We start from the raw sequence: 26,990 nt of genomic DNA on the forward strand, positions 1-26,990 counted from the left end.
TCCCTGCCGCTTTCATTCCAGAACGGCAAGGAGGACTCCTCTTAATGAAGCGTTTAAATTCGAAAGAGCCATATATCCTATTAGCGCCGAGCTTTCTATTATTGCTGATCTTTCTTCTTTACCCCTTGCTCAGTTCTTTCTTGTACGCATTCCAAAGCTATAAGCTGACCGCGCCAAACGATGTTGCCTTTAATGGTCTGGATAACTTTAAAGCCGTATTTTCGGATGACAGCTTCGGCTTGGTTCTACGTAATTCCTTCATTTGGGTCGTGCTCACCGTTGCGGGCCAGTTCGTGTTCGGATTTATTTTGGCATTGGCGCTGCGGAAGCCGTTTCCGGGCCGAAACCTTTATCAAGCGATCGTGTTCCTTCCGTGGGCGGTATCGTCGTTCGTCGTTGGATTAACCTTTCGCTGGTTATTAAATGCGGAATACGGGCCGGTCAACGATCTCCTTCTGAAATGGGGAATTATCGAAGACAAAATTTACTTTTTATCCGATGCCAACCTTGCCTTGTTTACGGTTATTTTGACGATGACCTGGTATGGCATTCCCTTCTTTGCCATTATGCTCCTGGCGGCGATGCAATCCATACCGGACGACCTGTACGAAGCCGCCGATATCGATGGAGCCGGGATATGGTCCAAATTTTGGAACATTACGTTCAGCTACATTAAGCAAACCATCATACTGACTTTACTGCTCAGAACCATATGGGTATTTGCATCGGCTGATCTTATTTATATTATGACGGCAGGCGGACCGGCTAACTCCTCCAACATTCTTTCTTCCTATATGTTCATGAAAGCTTATTCTACCTTGGATTATGGGCAAGCATCGGCGATCGGATTATTTTTTATGGCGCTGTTGATCCTGTTCTGCTACTTGTTTATGAAGGCGACAAAATTCGAGAAGGCGGGTAATTTCTGATGACAAGAAACCAACGCGCCGTTCTGCCGATTCTCCGCATAGGCATTCTGATCTTTTATTTGCTCATGGTACTACTGCCTTTTTACTGGCTGTTTATTACGTCGTTCAAACCCCGCATGGACATTTTGACGACAAACATTCAATATTGGCCCAAGCACTTTACGCTCGATAATTACAGGGTTTTATGGTCTGCTTCCAACTTCGGCGTTTTCTTGAAAAATAGCGTCCTTGTATCGCTCGGTACCGGATTGTTTACGACCTGCTTGGCGATTCTTGGCGGTTATTCGTTGGCGCGTTATACGTTTAAGGCGAAAACAGCCGCGGTATACGGTTTGCTGCTCACGCAAATGATTCCCGGAGTTCTGGTCATGATTCCCACGGCAATCATGTTCAGCAAGGTCGGCCTTATGAACAATCTCGGCGGCTTGATCCTAATTTACATCGTGGGCAATGTCCCCTTCTGCCTTATCCTGATGCGCAGCTTCTTCGACCGGATTCCGGTCGACTTGGAGGAAGCAGCATTGATTGACGGCTGCAGCAAGCTTGGAGCGCTCTTCCGGGTTGTATTGCCGATTATGCTCCCCGGCATCATAGCCACGTTCGTATTTGCATTTATCGGAGCCTGGAACGAACTGCTCTGCGCGATCATGTTTATTAGCAGCGATGAGTTGAAAACCGTTCCCGTAGGTCTTTCCATGTTCGTGCAAAGCTACGATATCAATTGGGGAGTTATGACGGCAGGCGCCGTTATGGCGCTTCTTCCTTCATTAATTATGTTCGCCATCGTGCAGCGATTCGTAGTCGAGGGCCTGACTGACGGAGCCGTAAAGGGATAATGCCGGTATTGGGATGATCAGATAGAAACAGAAGGTGGAGAATTCAAGATGAACATACAATCGAGAAAAGAAACCAAGGATGCGGGCAGCCAAACGATGCTTACCCATTACGGAGACGAATCTTTTTATGGTGCGGTTGTTCCGCCCGTTTTTATGAATACGTTATTTTCATTCGAATCCTATGAAGCATTTCAACGATCGCAATTTCAGGACGAGGCATTCTATTACAGCCGGGTATCCAATCCCACGCCGCAAATTGCGGAGAAAAAGCTTGCCGCCTTGGAAAAAGGCGAGGCGGCCAAGCTGTTCGCTTCCGGCATGGCGGCGATTTCTTCTACCCTGCTCCATTGCTTGCGCCAAGGCGATCATGTCGTGTGCAGCTATCCCATCTATAACGGCACGTATCAATTGCTCCAGACCTTGTTGATCAAGTTCGGCATAACGGCCGACTACGTCGATTTTAGACAGCTCGATCAGGTGCGCGCCGCGATCAAGCCAAATACGAAGCTGTTGTATTGCGAGGGTTACTCTACGTTTTTTATGGACGTGTTCGACATTCCCGCTGTTGTTGAAATTGCCAAACAGCATAAGCTGCTGACGATAATGGACAACACCTGCGCGACGCCGGCCACGATGCGGCCAATCGAATGGGGTATCGATATCGTGATCCACTCCGCCTCCAAATACTTATCAGGCCATAGCGACGTGACCGCCGGCGTCGTAATTTCTACTCAATCATGGATCGACGGGTTGGCTAACAATGATGCTATTCTGCTGGGCGCTTCCTTGGCGCCGCTGGATGCATGGCTATTGACGCGCGGCCTAAAGACGTTCGGGGTTCGAATGAAGCAACATGCAGAATCGGGCAGACAGATTGCCGCTTTGCTTTGCAAGCATCCACAAGTGGCTCGGGTCAATTTGCCGTTGCTCCGGGAGCATGAACAATATGAACTGGCCGTGAGCCAATTCAGCGATATTACGGGATTATTCAGCTTTGAGCTGCATGGCGGAGCCGACGCGGTAAGACGATTGATGAATAGCCTGAGGTTATTTCAAATCGGCGTAAGCTGGGGCGGCTTCGAAAGCTTGATTTATTCGCCGGGCTTAAGCATCCATCCCGAGCAGACAACCCGAACCGAATGGGAAACGAGACTTGAGCGCACGATTCGGATGTCCATTGGGCTAGAGGATGTCGAGGACCTCATGGATGATTTGCAACGTGGATTGGATGAATTGTAATGATACTGCACAAGATTTTGTGAAAACACTATTACTATAGTTGCTCACTTAAGCTCACTGTTGGGGTGGACGTTCCTGGGAACTCAAAGGTTTCCAGGCCGGTCACCCCTTCAAAGCAATAGTATTTAGCAGGACCCTTTTCGCATACTTAAGCTATTTCGCCATGTGAGCGACATAAAACCCTCATGAAGAACATCTTCAACCCTCTTTCTCTACAAAATGCCGCCCCACGGAGTAATACTCATCCTTAATCACGGCATCGTCCAGCCACTTCATCAGCTTGACCCCGTCCTGTTCGGCTTTGTAGAAATGATTTAATGGGGATAGTGTATGCGGTGTCCTCCCCGTCTTCTCGTTAAGAGCATAATCAGTGATGTAATAATAGTAGCCTGGCACTGCATCAGATAACTCTCCGGCAGACTGCAGCATGCGAGCCGACCAGAGATCGACATATTCGCCATCATCCGAATCGTCATCATTCAGATCCTTTTCAAAGTCGAACAACAGCTCATCATAAAGCGTATTGGACTGCAAAAGTACCGCGTTGTCCGGGAGCAGCTTGCGGTTCGCCTCGAATACGGAAGAAATCAAATCGCCATGGACTTCATAACCGAAGGTTTCTGCAAGGTTAGCCTTCCATTCGTTATCGATAATATCCGGCCAGCGGTCGGCATTTAAGTAGGAGCCGTCCGAATATTGATAAATGCGGGCATTCGGGTAGCGTTTTGCAATCTCAGGCGCCCAGAATGCGGCTCCGAATCCTCCGGCGCTTTCTCCCGCAATGAGGATCTTTTCCGGCTCAGCGAAATGGTTTGTAATCCATTCCAATGCTGCTCGCGTATTGGTTTGACCGTTATAACGCATTGTAAACGGCTTGCCTTTGGCGTTCGTATATTCCTTGGATTCATTTCCGATATGCAGATCGCCAGTAGAATAAGGGATATATACAATATTCCAATCCTTGAACGGATTGTCGGGATTATCATTTTCCAACAGGCCGCCAAGTGTACTTACTTTAAAGAATGGAATGTTAGGAAAATAATATTTGATCTCGCCGTTCTTCATTACATTACTCAGACTGATCGGCTGCGCGGCAGTTTCAGCATCCCAGGCCAAGCCGCCCCCGGAAAAATAAACGATCAATTTATCTTCAGCAGCCGCTCCCTTATTGGCAAGTAAATAGTATTCTGAACCATCTGCCGAAATGACTTGTGCATCCTGGTCAAACTTGATTTTATTCCATACATAGCGCTCCGCAGCAGCCCATTTATCCGGTTCGGCAGGCTTTTCAAGTACAAAAAAATAAACATAACCCGCTAAACCAGCTGAAATAAGCAAAATTCCGCCTATTGCAGACAGAAGAATCTTATTGATTCTCTTCACTATTACCTTTTTTTTCACTCTAAGACCCTCCTTCCGACCATGATAGATCTCCCAGATCAGAGCTGCTACCGGTTCATCCTCCATTCAACGCCAACAGCTGCTCCAATCCTTCTTTTAGCGGCGACTCTGCTTTTCGTGCGGCTCCTTCTAGCTTCTTCACGCTTCCAAAGACTCGGCACAGTACCATTTCAAGTTCATGAATCTCTTTGCCTTTCAGCGTCTCGATTAGTGCCTCGGCAAGCTCAGGACGGTCGATAGTTAGATTTTTGACCTGTCTTCCCTCGTCATTACCTGCCAGCAAAATGGATACGATCACCGGCATATGCTCTGCCTTTACGCCATGCGCCTCGATAAATGCCTGCGCATACCCATCCTGTACCATTTGGTGCTCCGTATCCACCAGGTCCATATAGCGGCATACCAATGGGAAATAATCCTCGCTGTACAAGCCAAGGCCCAGTACGGCATAAGTGCCCGGCATAACCGATTTCTCGCTCGGCTCCACATCGCTGTACCACGCGAACTCCTCCATCGCCGTATCCGCATATTCTGCAATTTTTGGGAACAACGCCCGGTAGTTGAGTGCATTGGCAAAAAACTGATGCAGCTTGGACTTTGCCAGCATTTTAAACGGAAGCACATGCTTTTGGCTGCTTTTCAGCTTTAGATTGTAGCCTTTGGGGAAACCCTGCCGCAACAGATCGATGATATAATCGATCGCTTCTCCGTAGGCAGCCTCCTCTTCAGAGAGAATCCGGATGTCGATCATCTGCAATACGTCATTGTTGCGGGCCTCTACTCTCTCTCCCCGATAGGTATTCGCAAATTTTCCGCTGCCTATCTTCAAATAATCCGCTGCCCGCTTTGAACCCAATTGCACCGCAAGTTCCAGGTACTTCAGCCGAGTATTCGGCTCGGTGAAGCCAATCTGTACAGCAGTATAAAGGAAGAAATCCATTTCTCCAGCATCTACGGAAGAATGAATGGCATCCTCCTTCAATACCCATTCGTTTCCATAAAAACCGGTTTGGTTAAAATGCCGCGGTAAAAAGTAATCCTGCGCCCAATGTTTGAAGGCCGAAGTATATTGGCTGATCCAAGCGTTTTTGCGCTCTTGGTTCGTCATCAGCTTATCGGAGAGTCGTTGGATCAACGGTTCAACCTCTTTTACTTCCTGCTTCATCAGATCAGGATTGACCAAATGGTTGGCAAAAAAGAAAAATTCTTTTTCTCCTGGTAGCACTGGTGGATCAGATAAAACCTTTGTGTGAACAAATTGATCCAGTGTCTGTTTCAATTGACTCAACTTTGGCTCATTGATGATCTGATGGTTAAACGATAATTTCGACTGTTCCCATTCAAACTCAAATACAACTTCAAACTTGTAATCAAAGAAACTCGTTCCCAGCTCCTCGGAGCGGAACAGTCGATCTACACGTTCGCACAAGGCAGGAAAGAATTCCTCAGTTAAAAGTTCATCGGTCAACTCTAATATATAGGAACCCGCTTCGACTTCATAGGAGCTGTCAGACCAAGAGAATGGCTCGTGCACATCGATATGTATGCGTCCATTTGCCCATGTAAACTTGCCTTTTCTCCATGCTACTCGAAGATAATCATGGATTCCGGCTTGCAGCCTGCTTCTATTTTTAAGCTCATTAATTCTCTTGCTTTCTTTTGCGTAAATCGTAGTGACTTCCTGCCATACCTCATTCAGAAAAGCTTCTACAGCGTAATTCAACGGCTTCTCCTCCCACTCTCGTATTCCGCATTGCAACATCTACTTGTTATTTATAACAAGCTTATACAGCTTTGTCATCTTTTTCGTTAACCGGCACGATATCATAATCCCCAAACCTCATCCTGTCAAGAGATAATGTGCGAATGAGCGACATAACGGGGGATACCCCCTAATGGTTTCGAAAAATGAATGAATTTCCGAGAATGAAGAGCGATTTCGCTTTTTCCAATTCATCCGATTTCACGTAAAATTTTCTTCAGGCCGATGGGGAAAGGATAGACAGGAAAGGAGGGCCTGCATGAACAGAGTGGACAAAATCAGATTTATGCTTCTTTACGGTAAAGCACCCGAAGCAGAATGCTACGGGTACATAGAGTTGAATCGGGATGGCCATATGATTGCGCTCTACAATAGGTATGGCGAGGAAATAGACATGAATGGCGGACATGAAATTGTCAGGGTACGGACAATTGGCAAATTCGATGATGAAGACCGCGATAACTTTTATTCCTTGTTGGAGAGCGATGATGCAGGATAATCTGCACGACAGAATATGAGCTAAAAGCCGCCGCTGTGCCTCAGCAATTTCCTCTTGGCTCGCCGGAATGCCTACTACTGTGCTATTATCTTTCCGATGAAGGAAAATCCCTAATCTCTCCATTAACGCATCTTTCATATGGAATGTCAGTAAAAGATAAGGAGGGTTTATGTTGAACAAGAAATCGCTCATTGCAAGATGGGACGACGACCAGCTCGCCGAAGTGAATCGATTGCTTGCCGCTGTTACAGGCAAACATAACCTGCATCAAAAAGACCGCTCCTTTCCATCGTCCCCCTATGGAAAAACGGATGCTGGACTAGAGGATTATCGGGGAGTTGCCCTGACCGAGACCATACAATACCTGACAGTACAGGGCGCCGATCTGTCTTATGCGCGTTTCGATTATTCTGCAAGCTTGAACACCTCAACATTTACAAATTGTTGCTTTGACGGGGTCAAGCTGGATAGCAGATATGTGAATCATACATTCAGCCACTGTTCTTTCCGAGGAGCAAAGCTAAATCATGCAAGGATCGGTAAACAATTTAACGATTGCGATTTTACAGGCTGCAATTTAAGTAAAGCGATAGCGAACGATGTATCGTTCATACGCTGCCGTTTTTCCGACGCCAATTTTCGCGGGGCATTATTGTTGTATTGCCGGTTTGAGGAATGTAGTTTTGATGGAGCTTTTTTTCATAACGGTTCGTTAGCCGGAAGCCGCTTTACGGGAGAGACTGGCTTGCTCCCTGTTTGGGGAAATACGATACTGGACAATGTCAAAATCAAAGAATGTGATTAATTAAAGAAGAAATTCAAGAAAATTGCCAAAAACCTGCTACTGGATTTTGTATCTCATCCGTCCCGATCTTGGTGAAAATATAAAGAGAGCCAAAACCAAAAGGATAGCTGTAATCATCTTGAAGCAAAGTTTCGGGGTAACCGTCTTCATCTACCTGAAATAAAAAAGAAAATGATTCATCTTTCAGCTTCGTATAATAATAATCTTCATTTTGAATAAGTCTCGGGTTTCCGCCTAGTTTGATCAAGAAAGACTGATCCATTGCTTTCTCGTCATTGCTTAGTGCCCCGTCCGAAATTGCATGTCTTATAAGACCTGGGTTAGTGAACATATCTTTGACGCTTTCAGTTGAAATTGGATGCTCAATCACCTTTATCGAGCAATTAGGATACATATTGTTTTCCAAATATTCCTCATAGTCCTCAGGAATGAAGATCGAAATCATGCTCTCAGGTTTATAGGGAATGACGAGGCTCAAATAAAAGTAATATTTTAGGTTACCTTCGTGGATGAGGTCATCTCGATCATCAAAGAAGTCAGGTGCATTCCCGCCGATCCAGCCTTTACCCTGTTCGTTCGAAAGGCTTGATTCTGCATAATAAAGAATACTGTCCGTTCTCTCAACTAAAATATTCTTGTGATTTTCCATAGGCATATTACGAATCCCCGTTCATGCGTAAATTTAAACCTTGAAGCGATATCCAGCGCCCCATACGGTCTCGATAAACTGGTGCTGCGCCGGGTCCTTCTGGATCTTGTCCCGGATCTTCCCTACATGGACCGTGACCGTGGCGGTATCGCCATAATTCTCGATCCCCCAGACCCTGTCCAGCAGCGCCTCCTTGGAATAGACCCGATCCGGGTTTTCTGCGAGGAACAGCAGCAGGTCGAATTCTTTTGCCGTCATCGTAACCTCCGCCCCGCGCAGCGTTACCCGTCTTGCATCGACCTGGATCGCGAGTTCGCGAATGTTAAGCTCGCGCGACTTCCGGGCATGCGAATGGCCGGTGCCTGCCGCGACACCGGTCAATCGGTCATATCGTTCGAGATGAGCCTTTACCCGCGCCACGAGCTCCGTCGGGCTGAACGGCTTCGTCACATAATCGTCCGCCCCTAAGCCGAGGCCCCGGATCTTGTCGATATCCTCCTTGCGGGCGGAAACCATGAGCACCGGAATAAACTTGGTCTCCCGGATCCGTCGCAATAGATCGAATCCGTCCATGCCCGGCAGCATGACGTCCAGAATGATTAGATCGTATTCCCGTTCCAGCGCTTCTTCAAGCGCTTGCCGGCCGTCTGCCCGAAGCGTAACCTCGTAGCCATTTACTTCGAGAAAATCCCGCTCCAGCTCGGCAATCGCTTGATCGTCCTCAACAATTAACACTTTCCGCTTCGACATCTCACGCTCTCCCCGCTTCGTTGCTATCCCGTTTCATCGGAATGCTGATCATCACCGTCATGGACTGTCCCTGTTCGCTTTTCGCATGAATCGTTCCGCCATGATTAACAATAATCTGCTTCACGATGGCAAGGCCTAATCCGGAGCCGGCCACGTTCTGATTCCGGTACGTATCCGCGCGATAGGAACGATCAAAGATCCGCTCCAGCTCGTTCGGGCCCATCCCGGGTCCGTTATCCGTAACCGCGAATACCCAATCGTCCGACTGCCGCCCGAAATAAACGTGAATATGGGGCTCTTTCTTGTCCATGAATTTCACCGAATTGCCGACGATGTTCTGCATGACGCGCCTCATCTTCTGGACATCCATCGTCACAACATCATCTTGCCCCGCCTCGTATTCGCCCGTCAGCCGCACGCCCGCGCTTTCGCATTCCATTTGAAGCTCGCTCATCGTCTGCCGATAGAACGGCTCCAGCGGCACCGTCTCCAAGTGGAAACGCTCTTGCTCGAGATCCAGCTTCGACAACAGGAACAGATCGTCGATCATCCGGTCCATATCGAGCGTCTTGGCATAAATCACGTCGATATACTTCTTCAGCTTCTCCGGATCGTTCGCAACGCCTACCCGAATCCCCTCTACATAGCCCTTGATCGAGGTCAGCGGCGTCTTCAGATCATGCGAAATATTCGAGATCAGCTCCTTGCGATTCTCCTCTAGCGCCAGCTGAACGTCGATCGACCGCTGCAGCTCGCTGCGCATCTTTTCATACGAGCGGATGACGCTTCCCACCTCGTTGCGCGCCTTGGATTCCAGATGGAAGTTCAAGTCCCCTTCGGCAATGCGCCGGGATCCTTGTTCGAGTTGTCGCAGCGGCCTTACGATATCCTTCGTCGTGATCCAGAGCAGCGGGACCAGAATAATACCGACTAGAATCGCGATGCCGAGCAGGACGAATTGCTCGAATCGGCTCGTATTGGACTCTGCAATCGTCATGTCGGCCACCAGGTAATACGTTAAAGGATCGTCGATTTCAGGGAAATCATAGGCAATCGAAAGCAAGTCGCGTTCCTCCCACTCGCTCGCGACAAACAAGCCATCTTTGTCCGACCCAGCCGTGGACACATCCTGCCGCAGCTGCCCGAGAAATGCCTCTCCTTCGCTGAGCGCGCCGTAGCTTTCCCAGCGCTCCCCTTGCCGGACCACAAGGAACCCTCCGAAGGGCTGCAGCCGATCGCCAATGGAGGCTGCGAACGCGGGGGACGTCAGTTCCTCCGGCGTATACCGCTCCGCATAGCGCAGATCCACGAACAGATCGATGCCGCGAGAGAACGCTTCATGCGGGGATTGATCCTTCACGATACCGCTCGCGAGATACGAGAGGATCGCCGTGACGAGTCCGACTCCGGTCATCGCAATGATAATCGCCGTCAGTATCGTGCCAAATAAATATGTTAAAATGAGTTTCAATCGAATGGACATACGTCAGAACCCTTTTCTCTGGAAGGCCAGCAAGCCTAATATAGTGCCAATAATATAGTAGGCTGTCATAAATAGCAACGTTGAAATGGTCATGCCGGCATTCCCCCCATACAGGAGCGGCTGCAGCCAATCGGCATAGTCCGTGACGAAAAACCGATTCAGCTGCGGCTCGAGAAATCCGACGACGCTCATTGCCATCCACAGCACGACGCTTACCGCCAGCCCAACACCGCTGCTTCCCACCCATAGAGACACGCTATTCGCCAATACGAGCAACAAGCCGCTGAACAGGATCGCGCCGCCAAGCTCCGCTAAACCCGCCCCAAGCGAGGAAGCCGCAGGCACGCCGTGAAGAATGAAGCCTCCAACGAATGTCGGCACGAACATACACAATACGATGAAAGCAGCGGCCGCCCACCCCGCGAACAATTTCCCCAGGAAGAGAAACTCCCGGCTGATCGGCAGCTTCAGCGCATGCTTGATCGTTCCCTTGTTTTCGCCGACCATTAGATCGCTGCCCAGCGCCACCATAAGAAAAGGGAGCACGACCGCAAGCAGCAGCTCGATTGCCGTCAGCGGGAGGTTATCCTCCAGTCCAAGGCGGTCACCGATAAAGACGAAGAGAACGCCAATGATGAAGGAGAGAAGCAGCAGAACCTTCAGCTTGCCTCCGCGGAACAGCTTGCGCAGCTCCTCTGCGGCAAGGTAATTCATCTGCGCGATCATACGCCCCCGCTCCTTTCCTGTGCGAGATGATGCAAATAATAGTCCTCCACGCCCGCAAACGACTCCCGCACCTGTGCGATACCCGCCGTATGGATATGCCGCCCTTCGTAAACAATGCAAGCATGAGTGATCCAGTCCTCGATGTCGTGCACCTGATGCGACGACACAATGACGCTCATCCCCGTGTCAGCCACGAGGCCGCGCAGCATCAACGCAATCTCTCGCCTACCCTCGATGTCCATGCCCGAGAACGGCTCATCGAGCAGCAGCAGCTTGGGCCGATGAAGCAGCACGCTGGCCAGCTCGAGCCGCTGCTTCATGCCGGTGGAATACTTCTTGATCTTAAGGTCCCGGTGCTTCGTCATGCCCACGAGCTCCAGCGTCTGCCGGATGCGGGCTTCGTCGACACCCGGGTATAGCTTATGGTAGCATCTCAGATAGTCATATCCCGTCAGATAGAGGTACGGAAACGGCTCTCCGATCATCAGGCCCATGTACGGCCTCGTCAGCTCGGGCCGGTCGGCGACCGAGGCGCCGTTCCAGCACGCTTCCCCGCGGTCTGTTCCGAGCCAGCCGGCCATCGCCTGCATCGCCGTCGTCTTCCCGGCGCCATTGGGTCCCAATAAGGCGACAACCTCACCGGAATGCACGGTGAGGTTCAGCCCTTGGATCCCGCGACCGCCGGGGTAGACCTTCGTCAGATCGTTCACTTTGAACATATTCGCATGGTCCTCCCGAGGTCAATTGCGTTAGCTGCGGTCGTCGAAAGTTGCCGCGTCGATCATTTCCACGGACTTGCCGGCAGGATCATACGCATCCGGCGTCGTGGCATTGATGCCGCTAACGTCGCCTGCGCCTTCCATCTCCACGCGGTGGGTGATGCCCGCCTTATCTTTGCCGCTCACTTCAAGCTCGCCTTGCACGCTTTGCACCTCGTTATTCGCATCGACCGTCATTTGCAGCCGCACATGTTCAATGGCAACGTCTTTCGTCAACTCCGGCAATTGCGCTTCCAGGTCGATTCCCTCAAGTCCTTGGAAGAATGGAAGCTGTCTGAGCTGCTCCCACCCCGCATGGGCTTCCGGCGCATGTGCGCGCCCGACCCGTTCCTCAGCCGATGCCGCGTCCATTAGTAAACGTATCGGGAGCGGAATGTCCTCCTTGCTGATGTCGACCGTAATCGTCTTCGAGCCGTCTGCCAGGTTAGCCACGCTGAAGTTGTCCTTCAGGTCGCCGACCATGAAATCGAGGAGCGCTTCTTCCGCTTTGTTCATCGGACGATCCTGGAACTCCTCATCCGACCATTCACGATAATCGCCGGCGTGTTCATCGTTCAAGTTGATCACCTGATAATTCAAATCATGCGTCCGGTCTACGAGAAAGACCTTGTCGTCGCCACTGCTGTACAAGCTGGCGTTTCGTTCGACACCCATGAGCGTGAAGTCGAAGTCGCCGCTGACGTTGTGCTCGCCGCCTGCTTCACCCATCTTCGCCAAACCGTCCGCCTTCAACACCGTCTGGCCGTCAACCGTAACGCTAAAGTTTCCGTTGAATGTCGCGCTTTCGATGGCAGTCCCCGACGTATGGTTCGCTTTCAGCACCGCTTTAAATGCATCGTAACCCTGCGTGTTCGGACTATACGCGAAAGCCGTCGCCGTAAATAGTGTTATGGCGCCCAATGCCGCGCCTATCATGATGAATTTGTTTTTCTTTTTCATTCTCGTTCGCTCCTTTAAGGTTGTATGGCCTCTCTCGCCTACAACTTCATTCTAAAGGAGGAGTCTAAAGTCCCTCGAAAGCAATTCGAAAAATTTTCTAAAATCGGGGAATTGGGTAATTCCGCCTCGCCTTATCCGATAGTGAGGACAATCTTGCCGCGGCCGTGCCTTGTTTCGATCAGTTGGTGTGCATCCGCGACCTGTTCAAGCGGGAACGTCTGCCGGATATGGATGCGCAGCTTGCCCTTGCTGTGCAGATCGACGAGCTCGGCCAGACGGGCGGCGGAGCGCTCGCCGCGGATGACACGGAGACCAAGCTCCTCGATAAGGTCGTAAGCGACAAACGTACAAATACGGTTTCTGTCCTGCACTAAATCGACCGAGGCACGCACCGCTTCCGCCCCGGCCGTATCGAAAGCGGCGTCGACGCCGTTCGGCGCCAGCGCCCGTACTCGCTCGACAAGCCCCTCCCCGTACGTAATGGGGATAGCCCCGAGCGAGCGCACGTAATCGTGGTTGCTTTCGCTGGCTGTGCCGATGATCGTTGTGGCCCCCCACTCCTTCGCCAACTGTACCGCAAAAGCCCCAAGCGATCCGGCTGCTCCATGGATCAACACCGTATCGCCCGGTCCAACGCCGATGGCTTTCATGGCGATATACGCACCCTGGCCATTGCCGGTCAGCCCGCCTGCCTCTTCCCAGGTCATACTGCCGGGCTTACTTACGATTTGATCAGCGCCCACGACCACGTATTCGGCGTAACAATACAATAGCCCGAAGCCGAGCACCTCGCTGCCTATGTCAAGGCCGGTAACGCCTTCGCCCACTTGATCGACGATGCCCGCGAACTCGTTGCCCGGAATTTGCGGAAGCCGAATGTCAACGCCCTGCGGAGTCCACCCGCTCCGCACGCCGCAATCGTAATGCTGTACCCCGGCCGTTTTCACCCGGACCCTGACTTGACCTGGACCGGCCTGCGGATCGGGAAACGACATGACCTCCATAACCTCGGGTCCACCGACCAAACGAAATGCTGCTGCTTTCATCGTACAATCCTCCTCCTGTTTATCCCTTTTTGTCGCGTCATGACCGTAACGTTTTTAATGCCCCGCTCCATGCGATAAGTTGATCTAACATGGTGTTTATTTTATTAACGTGCAGGTCTGCAGGTTTAAATGTTTGGAATTTCTCAAAATCCGTAAACATCGAAAACGTTGGATGTGCGCGAACGTCCGCCACGAGCAACTCTCCCAAGATTCCGCGTAAATGTTCGGCTGCGCGGGCTCCGCCCGTTGAACCGTAGCTGACGATGCCGGCCGCCTTATTATTCCATTCGTCTCGTGCCGAATCCAGTGCATTTTTTAACGCTCCCGTGATGCTGTGATTGTATTCCTGGATAATAAATACGAAACCGTCCAACTCGGAGAGCTTTTCCGACCACGCGATCAATCCAGGCTCTTTACCCGTACCTTCTCCGAAAAAAGGCAATTGAAAATTTGCGATATCCACGATTTCATAATTCGCATCTCCGCGTCGGTCGGCTACTTCTTTAACCCAATTTCCTACTTGCGGACTTACGCGCCCTTGACGTGTGCTTCCTAAAATAATGCCAATACGTAATGGTTTCATTTGGAATCCTCCCAGCAATTCACATTTGTTGTTTCAGGACCTTATGTTACTTTCTTGGGAAATCGTAATTGATTTCGCTACAGGTTTTATTTTACAATTACATTTAGATAAACTGAAATATATCTTATAACATAAAGATCATATACTCGGGTATATGGAAAGGAGAGACGCATATGGAATTGCTTCAGTTGCAGTATTTTCGAACGGTTGCCCGAATGGAGCACATGACTAAGGCGGCACAGGAGTTGTTAATTGCGCAGCCTGCGTTGAGCAAGACGATTTCGAGGCTGGAGCAAGATGTAGGGGTTCCGTTGTTCGATCGGCACGGAGGCCGAATTCGCCTGAATACGTTCGGCAAGGCGTTTCTGGACAAAGTCGAGAAGGCTCTCACTCTATTGGAAGAAGGAAGGAAAGAAGTATCCGAGCTGGCGGGACTCGAGCAAGGGAGCATTCACCTCGCGACATCGACGCTGGACCGGTTATCGGATGCGCTAGGCGAATTTCTCGAGCTTCATCCGGAAGTCAACTTTAAGATTACACAGGCTTCAATGGAAGAGATGACGCAGTTAGTGGAGGCTGGCGGAGTCGACCTATGCTTTACGGCGCTGCCAATCGATAGGCCCGACATTAGCACGGTATCCGTCTTGAAGGAAGAGGTTTATTTGGCTGTTCCCCGAGGACACCGGTTTGCCGGAAGAAAGAGCATCCGGTTAAGTGAACTGGCGGAGGACCCGTTTATCGGTTACAAGGAGGAATTTCCTTTTCAGAAAATGAACGATTTGTTTTTTCGGGAAGCAGGGATATCGCCTAACTTCGTCTGCCGGGTCGACGAGCCTGCCGGCATTGCAAGTCTTGTCCAGACCGGGCTTGGCGTTGCGCTTGTAGGAAATTGCGGCGGTCCCAACTCCAAGCTAAGCTTGCTGCATATTGAGTTCCCCGTTTGCCAGCGTAATTTCCAAATCGTATGGCATGAGAAGCGGTACCTCTCCCTCGCTGCGCGCAGGTTTCGCGATTTTTTCATCGAGTACTATGCCAAATCAGCAAAACGGGCATAGATGATTTAAATATCTCAAATTGAATATTGCCGTTACTTGAATAATTCGTTTCTGAATCTGACCATCGTCTGTTTGGAAAAATCCCACAAAAAACGCCGGCTCACGATGTTATCATGAAATCGGCGCTATTTGATCGTTTCCACATATACGTTCACAAGGGGCTACTTTAACAAACGTGTCAATGGCGACGAGCCGTTCGTTCTATGCCATCGGCGATTACTTTATACAGTTGGTGCGGCAGGTCGTGTCCCATGCCGTCAACCATCATTAGCTCGGCGTCCGGGATTGCAGAAGCCGTGTCCTCGCCACACGCCGGGACGAACAGGGGATCGTCCACCCCATGAATGGCAAGCGCTGGTACTTTTATGGTCGCCAGCCGCGGACGACGGTCACCGGAAACAGCGATCGCGGCAATTTGTCGTCCGACACTGCCTGGATCGTAGGCTCGCTGGGCTTCCTTCAGAATGAGTGCCCGATAAGCGTCTTCTTCGAATGGATAGCCAGTGCCTGCGATGCGTTTGGCAAAAGAGAGGCTGTGCGCCAAAAATCCTGCTTCGTCCTCAAAGGGGTTCGGTGCCGGTTTAGTCATCATCGCCATGACATCCGGGGAAGCTTGCGGAAGGGCGGGATTACCGGAACTGGACATAATCGAGGTGAGTGATAAAACCCGTTCAGGGTACGCACTCGCTGCAATCTGGGCGATCATTCCGCCCATCGACCTGCCAACGAAATGTGACTGGTCAATTGAAAGGGCGTCGAGCAGTCCGATAGCGTCGCCTGCCATGTCATCGAGAGTATAAGGGATGTCCGGTCGTTGTCCTGACATGAGCGCAGTCGCCAGTGCGTCAAAATCCAGCGCCCTATAATGGTTAAAGTGTGTCGAGCAACCTACGTCGCGATTGTCAAAGCGGATTACGCGAAAGCCCCGCCCTGCCAATATCTCACAAAACGGAACCGTCCATCGAATCATCTGGGTTCCAAGCCCGGCGATTAGGATGATAGCCTCGTCATTTTCGTTACCGAAACTGTCATAGGCCAAATCAACGCCGTTGACTTTCTTAATATTCATGATCATGTTCTCCTCCAATTAATTTGGTATTGGAAGTTTTGCCTTAGGCAGAAGGCGCGAATCTTCGATCGCTGCATTCACAAATGTTCTTTAGAGAACGCATTAGCGGCTAATCTTTTGACATGGTTTCTGATATCAGGCGCCCAGTCAGCGATGAAGTGGTGAAAACGATCCAAATCACCAGCATACAGTGCCCGCAGAGCTTCTTCGTATTGATGGAAGTTCCCGGCCATAGCCGTCATAAAGTTATGTGTTGCTTCTTGTGACTCTCGGATATTGCTCTGTTTATCTCCAGCCCGGCGAGCCTCATCAATGAGTTTTCGCAAGGTTACCGAAGCCCCTCCAGGTTGACTCTTGAGCCATTCCCAATGCCGTGGCAATAACGTAACCTCACCGGAAACAACCCCCAGCTTGGGTCGACCGACCCGCCTCGTAGGCTGGTCATTCATTTCCGCACCGGGTAAGTCACCAAACTGTTCTCCTAATCGTTTGAGCACATCATCTGTCTTCCCGCGAAAATCAACATCTACTGGCTTTCCCGTGGAATCGTCAAATAATAGCAGCTGTGTGAGGCCTCCGTCATCCAAAGCATCCTTCACTGTAGTAACAACGTGCTGTAACGAACCACTGGCGACGACTCGCACGCCCAAAAATGCCGTGCAGTAAACACGCGTTAGAGCATTAATCATGCTGACCTCCTCTATGAATGTCTCACCAATTATACCCGGATAAAAATAAATTTTCAATATTACCCGGGTAAAATATATTTTTTCGTCCGTTATGGAGGGTTTTCGCCGTCACTTATGGTGTGGTTCACCATAAGGCACCCGATAGCGGGGTGCCCTTCGTAGATCCTATTGATATCGTGGAAGCTTGGCGGCTTAGAAATCATCTATACTATTCGGCCGAACGTTTAAAACCACGTTGCCTTTTTTATGGCCCTGCTCCACGTAGCGGTGAGCTTCCGCCGCTTGCTCCAGCGAATAACGGCGGTCAACGACCGAACGCAACGTGCCGGCCTCGATCAGTTCCTTCAAGTAAATCAAGTCTTCGGCGCTTTCCTTCATTGTTTCGCCAATCACCTTCTTGCCGCTCGTCAAGTTGATCCATAAACCTCGAACGATTAGCAATGGACTTACATGGACCGCTTGCAAGTAGAACCCTCCGGGTGTCAGAAGCTTGATGCAAACCTTGAATGGACTCTTCCCAACCGTATCGAAAATAATATCGTAAGCCGGACCGCCATCCGAGAACCGTTCTTTCGTATAATCGATCATACAATCGGCACCGAGCGATCTTACTAACTCCACATTCGATGTGCTGCATACTCCGGTCACTTCCGCGCCGAAATGCTTGGCCAGCTGCACCGCATATGTCCCGACGCTGCCTGAAGCGCCATAGACGAGCACTCTGCTGCCGCGCCGGATGTTGCCCTTCCGGAGAAAATGCAAGGCCGTACAGGCGCCGACCGGAACCGCGGCCGCTTCCTCGAACGTCATGTTCACCGGCATCGGTGCGACACTTCCCGTCTCCGGCAGGCATTTGTATTCGGCATACGCACCGAAACTGGCACCACAGGCGGCATACACGGCATCTCCTGGCTTGAATCGAGTAACGCTTCTGCCCGTCGATTCGACTACGCCGGCTAATTCGAATCCAAGAATCTTGATTCGTTTCGGTCTCCATAAACCGTTGAACAGCCGTGCCAGGAAAGGATCTGCCTTACGTAATCGCCAATCCCCCGCTGCGGCAGTTGCCGCATAAACCTTAATCAGGATCTCGTCGTCTTGCGTTACCGGCTTGGCGACCTCCCGCAGCTGCAAGACATCCGGTGGCCCATACCGCTCGTATACGATTGCTTTCATCCCTACCCCTCCATTTCTACGTTCCCAGTTCCTCGGGTGTAATGCATTTTTCCTTTTAGCTTGTTGTTTCTTCGAGTTGTTACGAGCGCGACCTCTTTGATTCTCATATCAGGCTTTCTCACGCCGTTTGGAACAGACCGAGTACCCCAACCAAGCCAGACCCAACCCTACCGGCACCGCCAGTATCCGATCGTACGGGTGATGGATCAGCGAAGACAGCGGGAGGGGCAGAAGGGTCCCGATGGTAAGCAGACCGGCAGCCCAGCGCGACAGAATGCCTGCGCGGAGCGTAGCGATGCCGAACAGCAGCCCGCCGAGCAAATACAAGCCCCCTGTTACCGAATAGATCGTTTCGAGGTAGCCGACATTGTTATCGCCGACATTGCCGCTTGGAATTCCCAACATGCCCTCGACAAAGGTTGGCGATTCGGCAGCAAGCGGTGGCGAGACAAAGGCTTCGATGAATTGAAAAGCCATTGTGAGCGCATAGAAGTTGCTCAACAGGAGATAACCGGCTAAACCGAGCCAGCCGGCCTTCTCCACTTGCCTTGCGTAGATCCCCGTTACGCCGACCATGCCCAGAAAGCACATGGCGACGCCCAAGTAGTGAACAATGGCCCATCGACCGGTGTTGACTGACGAAAGAATATCGGCAGGATGGATCATCTGAACGACAATAAACAGGATCCCTGCCAGCATAGCGGCTATACCTGCGAAACGGATAAGATTCGGGGCTGTAATAGCGGCTCGCCGATTGGTTTGCATATGCTCGCTCCCCTTTAGAACTGCGGTAGGTTGATTCGTTGTCATAGGTTTGTCTCCTTTTTTTTCGAATGATTAGGATTTTTGTTCTCGTTGCCATTCGGACCATTTGCCTGATTGGGATCAAGCTGGAGGACCGAGACCAAAGGCAAGCCGAGATCGCGAACTTTCCTGAGCACGCCGTGCAATGCGGGCTGATCGACCACTTGAACAGTGAGGATGGTTGTTCCGTCGCTTTCGTGGGTGAGGCTCAGCCCCTCGAACCTATAAATCCACCGGTCATCAAGGTGGCCCTTGAGTCGAATTTCATACAGATCGGGGTTGTGATGTTCCTCTGTGGAACCGTGTGTTTCACCCATTTTTTACCGCCGCCGCCTTCCTTGCTTCTTCACGTAGACCAATGAGGTGGATGTGTTCCTTGCATAATTAAAAATACACGTACATAGGGTGAGACCGCATCACCACATGTGGTGAGTGACGTGGTGATTTTTTCAACAAGGGACTTGCTGAAAATGAAAAAACGCCCGGCAATTGTGCCAGGGCGTGGGGGGATGAACTATTCAACTATTCAAGCTCACTTTAATAGATCGAGTTCCTCAGCGCGGCGGACGGCTGCCCGACGGTTATTTACCTCAAGCTTCTCGTAAATGTTCTTGGTATGGGTCCGTAAGGTGTTCAGGGATACCCTGAGTTCGCGGGCCATTTCCGGGCCGCTCAAGTCGGTTCCAAGTAGTCGAAGCACGTCGCGCTCACGTTCGCTTAGCGGTTCTCCCAGAGGTTTGCGAATATCCGGTTTGGCAAGCATTCTGCCCCCTTCTTTCCCAAATGCCGTCAGGAGGCGTCGGACATAGTTCGGGGCTATCCCCTCTTTCTCAGCCGCTTCCAGCAGGACCTCCATTGGCCGGCCTTCGTCTGCAAAGATTCGGACGTAGTCTTCCCGCTCGGCAAGCGTTAAGGCTCGTTCCAGAAGCAAAAGCGCTGCAGGGATGTCGCCTTGCATATGGCGAGCAATTGCCTGCAACACCAGGATTTCGATCGCGCTTCCCGACCTTCCTCCTTCTTCGGCTGCTTGAAGGAGACGCTCCAGGAGACCGATCGCCTCAAGTACGGTTCGCTCCGCACGGTCACTTCTATATTGGGCCAGAGTCACCCTTGCCAGGATGATGTGCTCGAATTCGCGCAGGTAGCAAAGATCGTCCTTGGCGGACAGACCCTGCTCCCGTGCCCAATCGAGGGCTTCACCTAACCTCCCCTGCTTAACCCGCACCCGCGCCTTCAACGCCGCTATAGGGCGTACATTTAGGAAGAAGTCGTCCACGTACAGGGACTCCGCCTCGCAGAGAAGATCGTGCGCGTCGTTCAAATCCCCTTCGGCCTCCCGTATTCGAGCCATTGCGACTCGCCAGCGATACCGGTATTGCGGGAACCCAGTGTGTTCATCCTGCTCCTTGCTTCTTAACAGGTTCCGTATGGCGGCTTCCAGATCGTCATGCTCGCGGCAGAGTTCGCTCATTCCTACGTAAATGTCTGCCGTCCCCCGCAGAGCAGGCTCGCCATGTTCCGCCGCAAGCTGCAATCCCCGCTCATAGATGTGCATCGCCTCGCGGAGTCGGCCTTGTGCGATCCGTATTTCGGCCAAAGCGATGGAGCCATTGATCGCGTCGGAGATAGCCCCAGCCTGCTGCACGCTGGCTATGCCACCGGCAAATATCCGGCGCGCCTCCTCGAGATCCCCGTTCCTCCATAATGCGAGTCCCAGAAGCGCAGTCGCCGCTCCGCGCGGAAGATGGTCATTCTCGGGCACGAGATCGAGCGTTCGCCGCGCGTAGTTCATGGCGGTGGGCACATCACCGAGAACCAAGGCTAGTCCGGCCCGATACACGGTGATCAAACCCGGGAGACGGCGAAATTCCTCTTCGTCCACAACGACCATTTTGACCGGGCTGCCCTGCTGTCGTTCACCCTGATTTTCCACTGTCTCAAGCCATTGTTCGGCGTCTCGCAGTCGGACCTCAACGGCATCTAATTTGCCTCCGGCCAGCAACGCCCCGGCATACCAGACGCTGAGCACAGGTCTGCAACGGATCAGTTCGTCGGGGAGCTCCTTCAGCCATTTCAACATCACAGCCTCTTGTCTGCTCCTGCGCAAGGCTGGTATCGCCAGCTCGATCAAGTCTGCCGCCCGCCCGAAATCATTGGCGGCCAGCGCGTGTCGGATCGCATCGTCCGGCAAGCCATGCCGCTCGAACCATATGCTTGCGCGCTGATGTAATGCAGCCACCTGATCCGGCTGATCCGACCTCAAATGGACAGAGAGAACCTCGGCGAAGAGGTGATGATAACGATACCATTGGCGCCTGTCATCCAGCGCAACGACAAAGAAGTTGCCTCGCTCCAAGGATTGGAGCCGCGCTATGCCATCCACCTGGCCGGTGATGGCATCACATAACGGTCCATGCAACCGGTCGAGAATGGAGGTCTGAAGCAAAAAGTTACGGGTCTGGTCGGACTGGCACTGAAGGACCTCTTCGACCAAATAGTCCATAATGTACCGATTGTCTCCGGCAAATTCCTGAATGAACGTAGGGATATCCTCGCGCCCCTGCATCGAGAGCGCCGCCAGCTGAAGCCCCGCGATCCAGCCTTCGGTACGGGTTTCTATCGCCATAATTTCGTCGGCCGTAAGATTCAGACCCATGACCTGATCGAGGAACGCGGCCGCTTCGCCGGGAGTGAAACGCAGGTCGGTGTCGCGCAGCTCAGTCAAGTGGCTCCGGGCGCGTAATCGGCCCAGGGGAAGCTGCGGATTTTCGCGTGTGGCGATGACAAGGTGCATTTGTGGAGGGAGATGCGCGATTAGGAAGTTGAGAGCGCCGTCGATCCATTCGGCATCAATAACATGGTAGTCGTCCAGGACGAGGACGAATTTGTATGGGAGAGCTGAGATTTCATTCAACAAGATCATTAGAATCGATTCGGTTGACAGTGGATTCGGGGATTTGAGTGCAGTAACCGTACCACCTCCAATATTGTCCTCAATCGTCCGCAAAGCAGCGACAAGGTGAGACAGGAAGCGCACAGAGTCGATATCCCCTTCGTCCAGCGATAACCATGCGACAGGTCGATCGCAACCAGCGACCCATTCGCTGACCAGCGTAGTTTTGCCAAAGCCGGCAGAGGCAGAGATGAGGGTCAGCTTGCGGTCCAGACCCTCGTTTAGCCGATCGATCAGGCGCCGCCTTTGGACAACGTTTGTCCGTGGCACGGGGATAAACAGTTTTGTGGCTAAAATGGTCATGTTCATCGATTTATACTCACATTCAAATGAGTTCCGCCCGTATTTTTTAAAATAAGGATCACCCGCTCCATCCTACTACTTCATATGATTCATTTTATCGTCAATTTTCGCTTTTCACCACTTCATATTTACGCTTATGTTATTGCCCGATAGCAAGGTCGTTTAAAATGCCGTTATAAACGAAACAAACCCGGCCTATAGAAAGGTCCGGGTTTAAATAAAGTTGTTAAATATTCATTGACCTTACGCCTCCCGTTAAGCTGAACATACTGCCGAGAGTCAACTTTGTAAAGCGAAATATTTACCAAAAGGTAGGAGCAGGTGGTTCGTCTATTTTCATACGGAGTAAACTATAAGGCTTCTGCCGCAGGTCATCTCCATAATGAAATCTTGCCTGCCGATGTAATTGGTTCACGATGAAATATAAGTATTGATCTGGACCAATAGAAAAAGTATCCGGCCATAAAATTCTCGGATCATGTGCGATGGTTTCCATTATTCCATTCGGCAATATCTTTCGAATACTATTGTTTTCATAGTCTCCAGCGTAAACGTTTCCTTTTGCATCGGTGATCATTCCATCTGAAGCACCTTTTTCTCCCCAATACTTCACGTGAGATTGTACATTCATATCCGGTATCGTTCGGTCTCTTAGGGCTTCCGTTGAAATCGAGTACAGATGACGACTGGAGAGAGGACAAAAATACAATATTTTGCCGTCCGGGGAAATCGCTATACCATCGGATGCCAATCTAAAGGGTGAAGCAGATCCATCTTTGTTTCGATTCATAAGGAGTTTACCTTCGACTTTCGGTAAGAAAAAGCGATCGGGTGAAGTTGAATTTGCCCCGTTTAACCGTCTCCAGGCATAACCGGTTTCTAAATCAACAACAATAATGGCTCCCGGTCCTCGGGAAGACGAATCCGTTATATACGCATAACCTGCTTTGCCAACACGGAAGTCAACTCGGACATCATTCAGATAAGTGGTTGGAAGGACAACATCCTCCGTAAACGTATATACCCTTCTTATGGTATTTGAATTTAAATCTACAGCGACTAACTTCGCCCCCCCTTTGATGGGTTCCGAGAAATTAGGAGCCCCCGTATCCAGTACCCAAAGCGTTCCCTTTCCATCCGCAACGACACTTTGGACACTAACGAAGGACGTTGTGATATTCGATGGGCTTACCACATTGGCGTCTACACTAGGATAAGGCTGCAATGTGCCGCTAACGATTTCAGCCACCGTAAATTTAACGTCGTCTCCCCATTTCGGAAAGCAAATAAAAATGCGCCCAGTTTCAGAAACAGTAACACCTGTAGGCATAGCTCCGTAAAATAAAAAAACTGCCTCAAACTTACCGAAATACTTTTCACTCGGTAACATCACTTGTATAAAATCCTCCTCAACAGGTTCGAACTGCTATCACCTATTTATATGACTGAATGTGGTTCAAGTGCCCGGATTATAAAATAATTTTACAGGAAAGTACACTATACATAGGAGCCTCTTTCCTTGTACAAGCTATGGCCATGGACATGGAACCGTTAGCCGGAAGGGGTATAGTGCAGTCGACCATCGGGCAGTCGCAAAATTATATTGAAGAAGCCTTCAAAACCACTATTAAAGTGGAGTTGAAGGCTCCTTTTTGTTAGCCTTGACCATTTAAATGGGGGCAAAAAACCAAAAACGACTTGGGACTGCCTCTATTGTTGGTCCGGCAGACGTAACGCGTTTGCCGAAGTTTGCGCTTGATCTAGAAATTCCTCTGCTTGGGTCAATTGCTGCCGGGCCATCTCCAAAGCTTGTGAATTTGTTGCCGCATTAGATTCACCTATCGAGCTTATCGCCTGATTTAAAGCTGTTTGCGCCTCAGAAACCGCGTTAGATGCATGCTGCTCCAGCGTATTGCCGCTCGAGTGAAGTGTGCCTTCTGCCGGTTTTCTTGCATTTTCGGTGGCTAGATCAATTTTGTTTTCATTGGGCAAGATGATTCCTCCTTCCTAGAGCAAAGATTAATAACTTAAACAGAAATAAGTATGCGGTTGAGATTTTGTTTATATTCTTGCGACTGCATGGGAATATTCGGACCCCTCATTTCCGGAAATCATTTCAGAATAGGGATCCAATGCGTTGGAAAGTCTAACGTTGATAAATGAAAGGAAGGGATAATTCCTCAATGAATATGTCAACTCTAGCGCCACACGAATCGATGGAACTGCATGAAGCGTTAAACTTCAAAACACTCTGCCTCGCTAAGTCAAAACTTATGCAAGGCTTGGTTTTTGACCAAGAGCTCAAAGCTTTGATGCAGAAGGACGTCATATTATCCACACAACAGATCGCCGAGCTCCAGGCCATCTACGCAAGAGCTCCATTCCAAGCGCCTGTTCCGAATAGCCCTACACCTATCACTCATTAAAGGGGAGCGCCCATGAACACCGATTATTTAGACCCGATTAATTCATTAAATATGCCCGAGATGGCAGATATGACATTTGCAATGGACTTCCTTATTCGGGCCAAGGAAGGCGTGCGTAATTTGTCCATCGCCCTGACGGAAACCGCTTCTCCCGATGTAAGAGCGCTGCTGCGCAATCATCTTATGCAGGGGATTGCACTGCACCAAGAAATCACGGAGCTTATGATTCGCAAAAAATGGTTCCATCCTTACGAGCTGAACGAACAGTACCAACTCGATCAGCTTTCAGCGAAAAATACGGTGATGATCGGGCAGATGAATTTGTTCCCGGATGATACGTCGCGTAAAGGGATGTTTGATCGGACCCCAGATGAACATATTGGAGGACATAATGCATGAAGGCGGTAACGTATCAGGGGATTAAAAATGTCGTGGTCAAAGAGGTACCGGATCCGAAGATTGAGAAACCGGACGATATGATCGTAAGAGTCACCAGTTCCGCCATTTGCGGTTCGGACCTTCACCTAATTCACGGGATGATCCCTAACCTCCAGGAAAACTATGTCATCGGGCATGAACCGATGGGGATTGTTGAAGAAGTAGGCCCTGGAGTGACCAAGGTAAAGAAAGGCGACAGGGTGATCATCCCTTTCAACATCGCATGCGGAGAATGTTTTTATTGTAAGAATCAGCTGGAAAGCCAATGCGACAATTCAAACGAACATGGGGATATGGGTGCATATTTCGGCTACTCCGGAACAACCGGTGGTTACCCTGGCGGGCAAGCCGAGTATTTACGAGTTCCGTTTGCTAATTTCACCCACTTCAAGATTCCAGAAAACTGCGAGCAACCAGACGAAAAGCTAAGCTTGATCGCCGATGCCATGACGACGGCATTCTGGAGCGTAGATAACGCCGGCGTCAAGAATGGAGATACGGTCATCGTGCTCGGCTGCGGTCCGGTCGGACTTCTGGCCCAGAAATTCTGCTGGCTGAAAGGAGCTAAGCGGGTCATCGCCGTCGACTATGTCGATTACCGCTTACAGCATGCGAAACGAACAAACAATGTGGAAATCGTAAACTTCGAACAGGATAAAAATATCGGCAATAATCTCAAGGAAATGACCAAAGGCGGCGCCGATGTCGTGATTGATGCGGTAGGAATGGACGGCAAGATGAGCGATCTCGAATTTCTAGCCAGCGGTTTGAAACTGCAAGGCGGCACCATGAGCGCATTTATCATTGCGTCTCAGGCTGTCCGCAAAGGCGGGACCATCCAGGTCACTGGGGTATACGGCGGACGCTATAACGGATTCCCGCTCGGCGACATCATGCAGCGCAACGTGAATATCCGTTCCGGACAAGCTCCGGTCATTCACTACATGCCGTATATGTACGAGCTGGTTACGTCGGGCAAAGTAGACCCTGGAGACATTGTTACGCACGTCATTCCGCTCAGCGATGCCAAGCGCGGCTATGAAGTGTTCGATACGAAAACGGACGATTGCATCAAAGTCATCTTAAAGCCCTGAATATGGGTAAATACAGGGGAGGACAATCCGAATGAATTCCAATTACGCTTTGCATGAGATGCTGGAGGTTCATGAGATGGCTGCGTTCAAGACCGTTTGCATGACCAAATCCAAAACCATGCAAGCTCTGGTAACCGACCCGGAGCTCAAGCAAATTTTGCAGCAAGATGTGCAATTATCACAGCAGCAGCTTCAGGAGCTCGGTGGAGTGCTGTCTAAAGTGACCCTAACCTAAAAAGGAGGATAGAAACATGAATACCTTACTAGAACACATGACAGGGCTTCATACGCTGACCGACGACGTGATCGCAATGGATTTTTTGATGAACGCCAAGAGCGGAGTCAGAAACTACGCCATGGCCGTAACCGAATGTGCCACCCCCGAAATCAAGCAAATTTTGATGAAACAGCTCGACGAAGCTATAGACTCCCATGAAAAGATAACAAACTACATGATGCAGCGGGGCCAATACCATCCCTACCATATTCCGGAGCAAATTCAGCTTGATCTAAAAAATATTCAGACCGCTATGAACATTCCGTCTTAGTTTTTGCTT

The 26,990-nt window shown here is 50.5% G+C and carries 29 protein-coding genes; 11 read left to right on the forward strand and 18 right to left on the reverse strand.

Annotated elements, in window-relative coordinates; genetic code table 11:
• Positions 1–44: 44 nt before the first annotated feature.
• Genes KJW29_RS27255 through KJW29_RS27265 form a run of 3 tightly spaced genes read left to right on the forward strand, consistent with a single transcriptional unit; the run spans position 45 to position 3,004 of the window.
• Positions 45–929, forward strand: coding sequence for a carbohydrate ABC transporter permease (locus KJW29_RS27255; protein ID WP_214627034.1), 885 nt, complete (start codon positions 45–47; stop codon positions 927–929).
• Positions 929–1,765 (forward strand): carbohydrate ABC transporter permease, encoded by an 837-nt coding sequence (locus tag KJW29_RS27260; RefSeq protein WP_214627035.1) that lies wholly within the window; start codon positions 929–931, stop codon positions 1,763–1,765. Before KJW29_RS27255 ends, KJW29_RS27260 begins: the two co-directional genes overlap by 1 nt.
• Positions 1,766–1,813: 48 nt before the next feature.
• The gene (locus KJW29_RS27265) at positions 1,814–3,004 is read left to right on the forward strand and encodes a trans-sulfuration enzyme family protein (protein WP_214627036.1); all 1,191 of its coding nucleotides are present in this window, start codon (positions 1,814–1,816) and stop codon (positions 3,002–3,004) included.
• A 198-nt stretch (positions 3,005–3,202) separates the two neighbouring features.
• Here KJW29_RS27265 and KJW29_RS27270 read toward each other — a convergent pair whose 3' ends face one another.
• Entirely contained in the window at positions 3,203–4,405 is a 1,203-nt protein-coding gene (locus KJW29_RS27270) for a pectinacetylesterase family protein (protein WP_214627037.1), read from the reverse strand.
• Positions 4,406–4,460: 55 nt separating this feature from the next.
• Positions 4,461–6,128: a DUF6138 family protein gene (locus tag KJW29_RS27275; RefSeq protein ID WP_214627038.1), complete on the reverse strand. Its 1,668-nt coding sequence runs from the start codon at positions 6,126–6,128 to the stop codon at positions 4,461–4,463.
• Positions 6,129–6,426: 298 nt separating this feature from the next.
• On the opposite strand from KJW29_RS27275, the gene KJW29_RS27280 reads away from it, so the two are divergent.
• Both KJW29_RS27280 and KJW29_RS27285 read left to right on the forward strand, forming a co-directional pair.
• Positions 6,427–6,666: a hypothetical protein gene (locus KJW29_RS27280; protein ID WP_214627039.1), complete on the forward strand. Its 240-nt coding sequence runs from the start codon at positions 6,427–6,429 to the stop codon at positions 6,664–6,666.
• A gap of 169 nt (positions 6,667–6,835) precedes the next feature.
• Positions 6,836–7,471, forward strand: coding sequence for a pentapeptide repeat-containing protein (locus KJW29_RS27285; RefSeq protein WP_246608403.1), 636 nt, complete (start codon positions 6,836–6,838; stop codon positions 7,469–7,471).
• Between the two features lie 13 nt (positions 7,472–7,484).
• Here the strand turns inward: KJW29_RS27285 and KJW29_RS27290 are convergent, their stop codons facing one another.
• The 8 genes from KJW29_RS27290 to KJW29_RS27325 all read right to left on the reverse strand — a co-directional run bounded on the left by KJW29_RS27290 (position 7,485) and on the right by KJW29_RS27325 (position 14,426).
• Complete coding sequence (locus KJW29_RS27290) at positions 7,485–8,126, reverse strand: hypothetical protein (RefSeq protein ID WP_187103024.1); 642 nt, start codon at positions 8,124–8,126, stop codon at positions 7,485–7,487.
• Between the two features lie 27 nt (positions 8,127–8,153).
• A complete protein-coding gene (locus KJW29_RS27295; RefSeq protein ID WP_087568431.1) occupies positions 8,154–8,870 on the reverse strand; it encodes a response regulator transcription factor in 717 nt (238 codons plus the stop codon).
• A gap of 1 nt (position 8,871) precedes the next feature.
• Complete coding sequence (locus tag KJW29_RS27300; protein ID WP_214627040.1) at positions 8,872–10,353, reverse strand: sensor histidine kinase; 1,482 nt, start codon at positions 10,351–10,353, stop codon at positions 8,872–8,874.
• A 3-nt stretch (positions 10,354–10,356) separates the two neighbouring features.
• Positions 10,357–11,079, reverse strand: coding sequence for an ABC transporter permease (locus KJW29_RS27305; RefSeq protein ID WP_214627041.1), 723 nt, complete (start codon positions 11,077–11,079; stop codon positions 10,357–10,359).
• A complete protein-coding gene (locus KJW29_RS27310) occupies positions 11,076–11,798 on the reverse strand; it encodes an ABC transporter ATP-binding protein (RefSeq protein ID WP_214627042.1) in 723 nt (240 codons plus the stop codon). Before KJW29_RS27310 ends, KJW29_RS27305 begins: the two co-directional genes overlap by 4 nt.
• Before the next feature lie 30 nt (positions 11,799–11,828).
• On the reverse strand, positions 11,829–12,797 hold the full coding sequence (locus KJW29_RS27315) for a hypothetical protein (protein WP_214627043.1): 969 nt from the start codon (positions 12,795–12,797) through the stop codon (positions 11,829–11,831).
• Positions 12,798–12,928: 131 nt separating this feature from the next.
• Positions 12,929–13,843, reverse strand: a complete 915-nt coding sequence (locus KJW29_RS27320) for an NADP-dependent oxidoreductase (RefSeq protein ID WP_214627044.1) — start codon at positions 13,841–13,843, stop codon at positions 12,929–12,931.
• Between the two features lie 37 nt (positions 13,844–13,880).
• Positions 13,881–14,426, reverse strand: coding sequence for an NADPH-dependent FMN reductase (locus KJW29_RS27325; protein ID WP_214627045.1), 546 nt, complete (start codon positions 14,424–14,426; stop codon positions 13,881–13,883).
• A gap of 173 nt (positions 14,427–14,599) precedes the next feature.
• On the opposite strand from KJW29_RS27325, the gene KJW29_RS27330 reads away from it, so the two are divergent.
• Positions 14,600–15,481, forward strand: coding sequence for a LysR family transcriptional regulator (locus KJW29_RS27330; protein ID WP_214627046.1), 882 nt, complete (start codon positions 14,600–14,602; stop codon positions 15,479–15,481).
• Between the two features lie 178 nt (positions 15,482–15,659).
• Here KJW29_RS27330 and KJW29_RS27335 read toward each other — a convergent pair whose 3' ends face one another.
• From KJW29_RS27335 to KJW29_RS27370, 8 genes are all read right to left on the reverse strand, one after another.
• Entirely contained in the window at positions 15,660–16,550 is an 891-nt protein-coding gene (locus KJW29_RS27335) for an alpha/beta fold hydrolase (RefSeq protein ID WP_214627047.1), read from the reverse strand.
• A gap of 77 nt (positions 16,551–16,627) precedes the next feature.
• Complete coding sequence (locus tag KJW29_RS27340) at positions 16,628–17,239, reverse strand: DUF2239 family protein (RefSeq protein WP_214627048.1); 612 nt, start codon at positions 17,237–17,239, stop codon at positions 16,628–16,630.
• Positions 17,240–17,431: 192 nt separating this feature from the next.
• Positions 17,432–18,415: an NAD(P)-dependent alcohol dehydrogenase gene (locus KJW29_RS27345; protein ID WP_214627049.1), complete on the reverse strand. Its 984-nt coding sequence runs from the start codon at positions 18,413–18,415 to the stop codon at positions 17,432–17,434.
• Positions 18,416–18,523: 108 nt separating this feature from the next.
• On the reverse strand, positions 18,524–19,225 hold the full coding sequence (locus KJW29_RS27350; RefSeq protein WP_246608404.1) for a hypothetical protein: 702 nt from the start codon (positions 19,223–19,225) through the stop codon (positions 18,524–18,526).
• A complete protein-coding gene (locus KJW29_RS27355; protein WP_214627050.1) occupies positions 19,222–19,536 on the reverse strand; it encodes a DUF8691 family protein in 315 nt (104 codons plus the stop codon). Before KJW29_RS27355 ends, KJW29_RS27350 begins: the two co-directional genes overlap by 4 nt.
• 215 nt (positions 19,537–19,751) lie before the next feature.
• Complete coding sequence (locus KJW29_RS27360; RefSeq protein ID WP_214627051.1) at positions 19,752–22,442, reverse strand: winged helix-turn-helix domain-containing protein; 2,691 nt, start codon at positions 22,440–22,442, stop codon at positions 19,752–19,754.
• 334 nt (positions 22,443–22,776) lie between these two features.
• Entirely contained in the window at positions 22,777–23,865 is a 1,089-nt protein-coding gene (locus KJW29_RS27365) for an L-dopachrome tautomerase-related protein (protein ID WP_214631345.1), read from the reverse strand.
• 320 nt (positions 23,866–24,185) lie between these two features.
• A complete protein-coding gene (locus KJW29_RS27370) occupies positions 24,186–24,467 on the reverse strand; it encodes a hypothetical protein (protein ID WP_214627052.1) in 282 nt (93 codons plus the stop codon).
• 191 nt (positions 24,468–24,658) lie between these two features.
• Here KJW29_RS27370 and KJW29_RS36300 point away from each other — a divergent pair, with 191 nt between their 5' ends.
• Genes KJW29_RS36300 through KJW29_RS27390 form a run of 5 tightly spaced genes read left to right on the forward strand, consistent with a single transcriptional unit; the run spans position 24,659 to position 26,981 of the window.
• Entirely contained in the window at positions 24,659–24,901 is a 243-nt protein-coding gene (locus KJW29_RS36300) for a spore gernimation protein GerQ (protein WP_087568447.1), read from the forward strand.
• 12 nt (positions 24,902–24,913) lie between these two features.
• The gene (locus KJW29_RS27375; protein ID WP_108992224.1) at positions 24,914–25,300 is read left to right on the forward strand and encodes a spore coat protein; all 387 of its coding nucleotides are present in this window, start codon (positions 24,914–24,916) and stop codon (positions 25,298–25,300) included.
• Positions 25,297–26,433 carry a zinc-dependent alcohol dehydrogenase gene (locus KJW29_RS27380; protein WP_214627053.1) on the forward strand — a complete coding sequence of 379 codons (1,137 nt, stop codon included), beginning with the start codon at positions 25,297–25,299 and terminating at the stop codon, positions 26,431–26,433. The genes KJW29_RS27375 and KJW29_RS27380 overlap by 4 nt, the downstream gene beginning before the upstream one ends.
• Positions 26,434–26,464: 31 nt before the next feature.
• Positions 26,465–26,668: a hypothetical protein gene (locus KJW29_RS27385; RefSeq protein WP_087568450.1), complete on the forward strand. Its 204-nt coding sequence runs from the start codon at positions 26,465–26,467 to the stop codon at positions 26,666–26,668.
• Positions 26,669–26,684: 16 nt separating this feature from the next.
• Positions 26,685–26,981 (forward strand): spore coat protein, encoded by a 297-nt coding sequence (locus KJW29_RS27390; protein ID WP_087568451.1) that lies wholly within the window; start codon positions 26,685–26,687, stop codon positions 26,979–26,981.
• The last annotated feature ends 9 nt before the right edge of the window (positions 26,982–26,990 follow it).

The sequence above is a fragment of the Paenibacillus agaridevorans genome (genome assembly GCF_018604145.1).
Lineage (GTDB): Bacteria > Bacillota > Bacilli > Paenibacillales > Paenibacillaceae > Pristimantibacillus > Pristimantibacillus agaridevorans.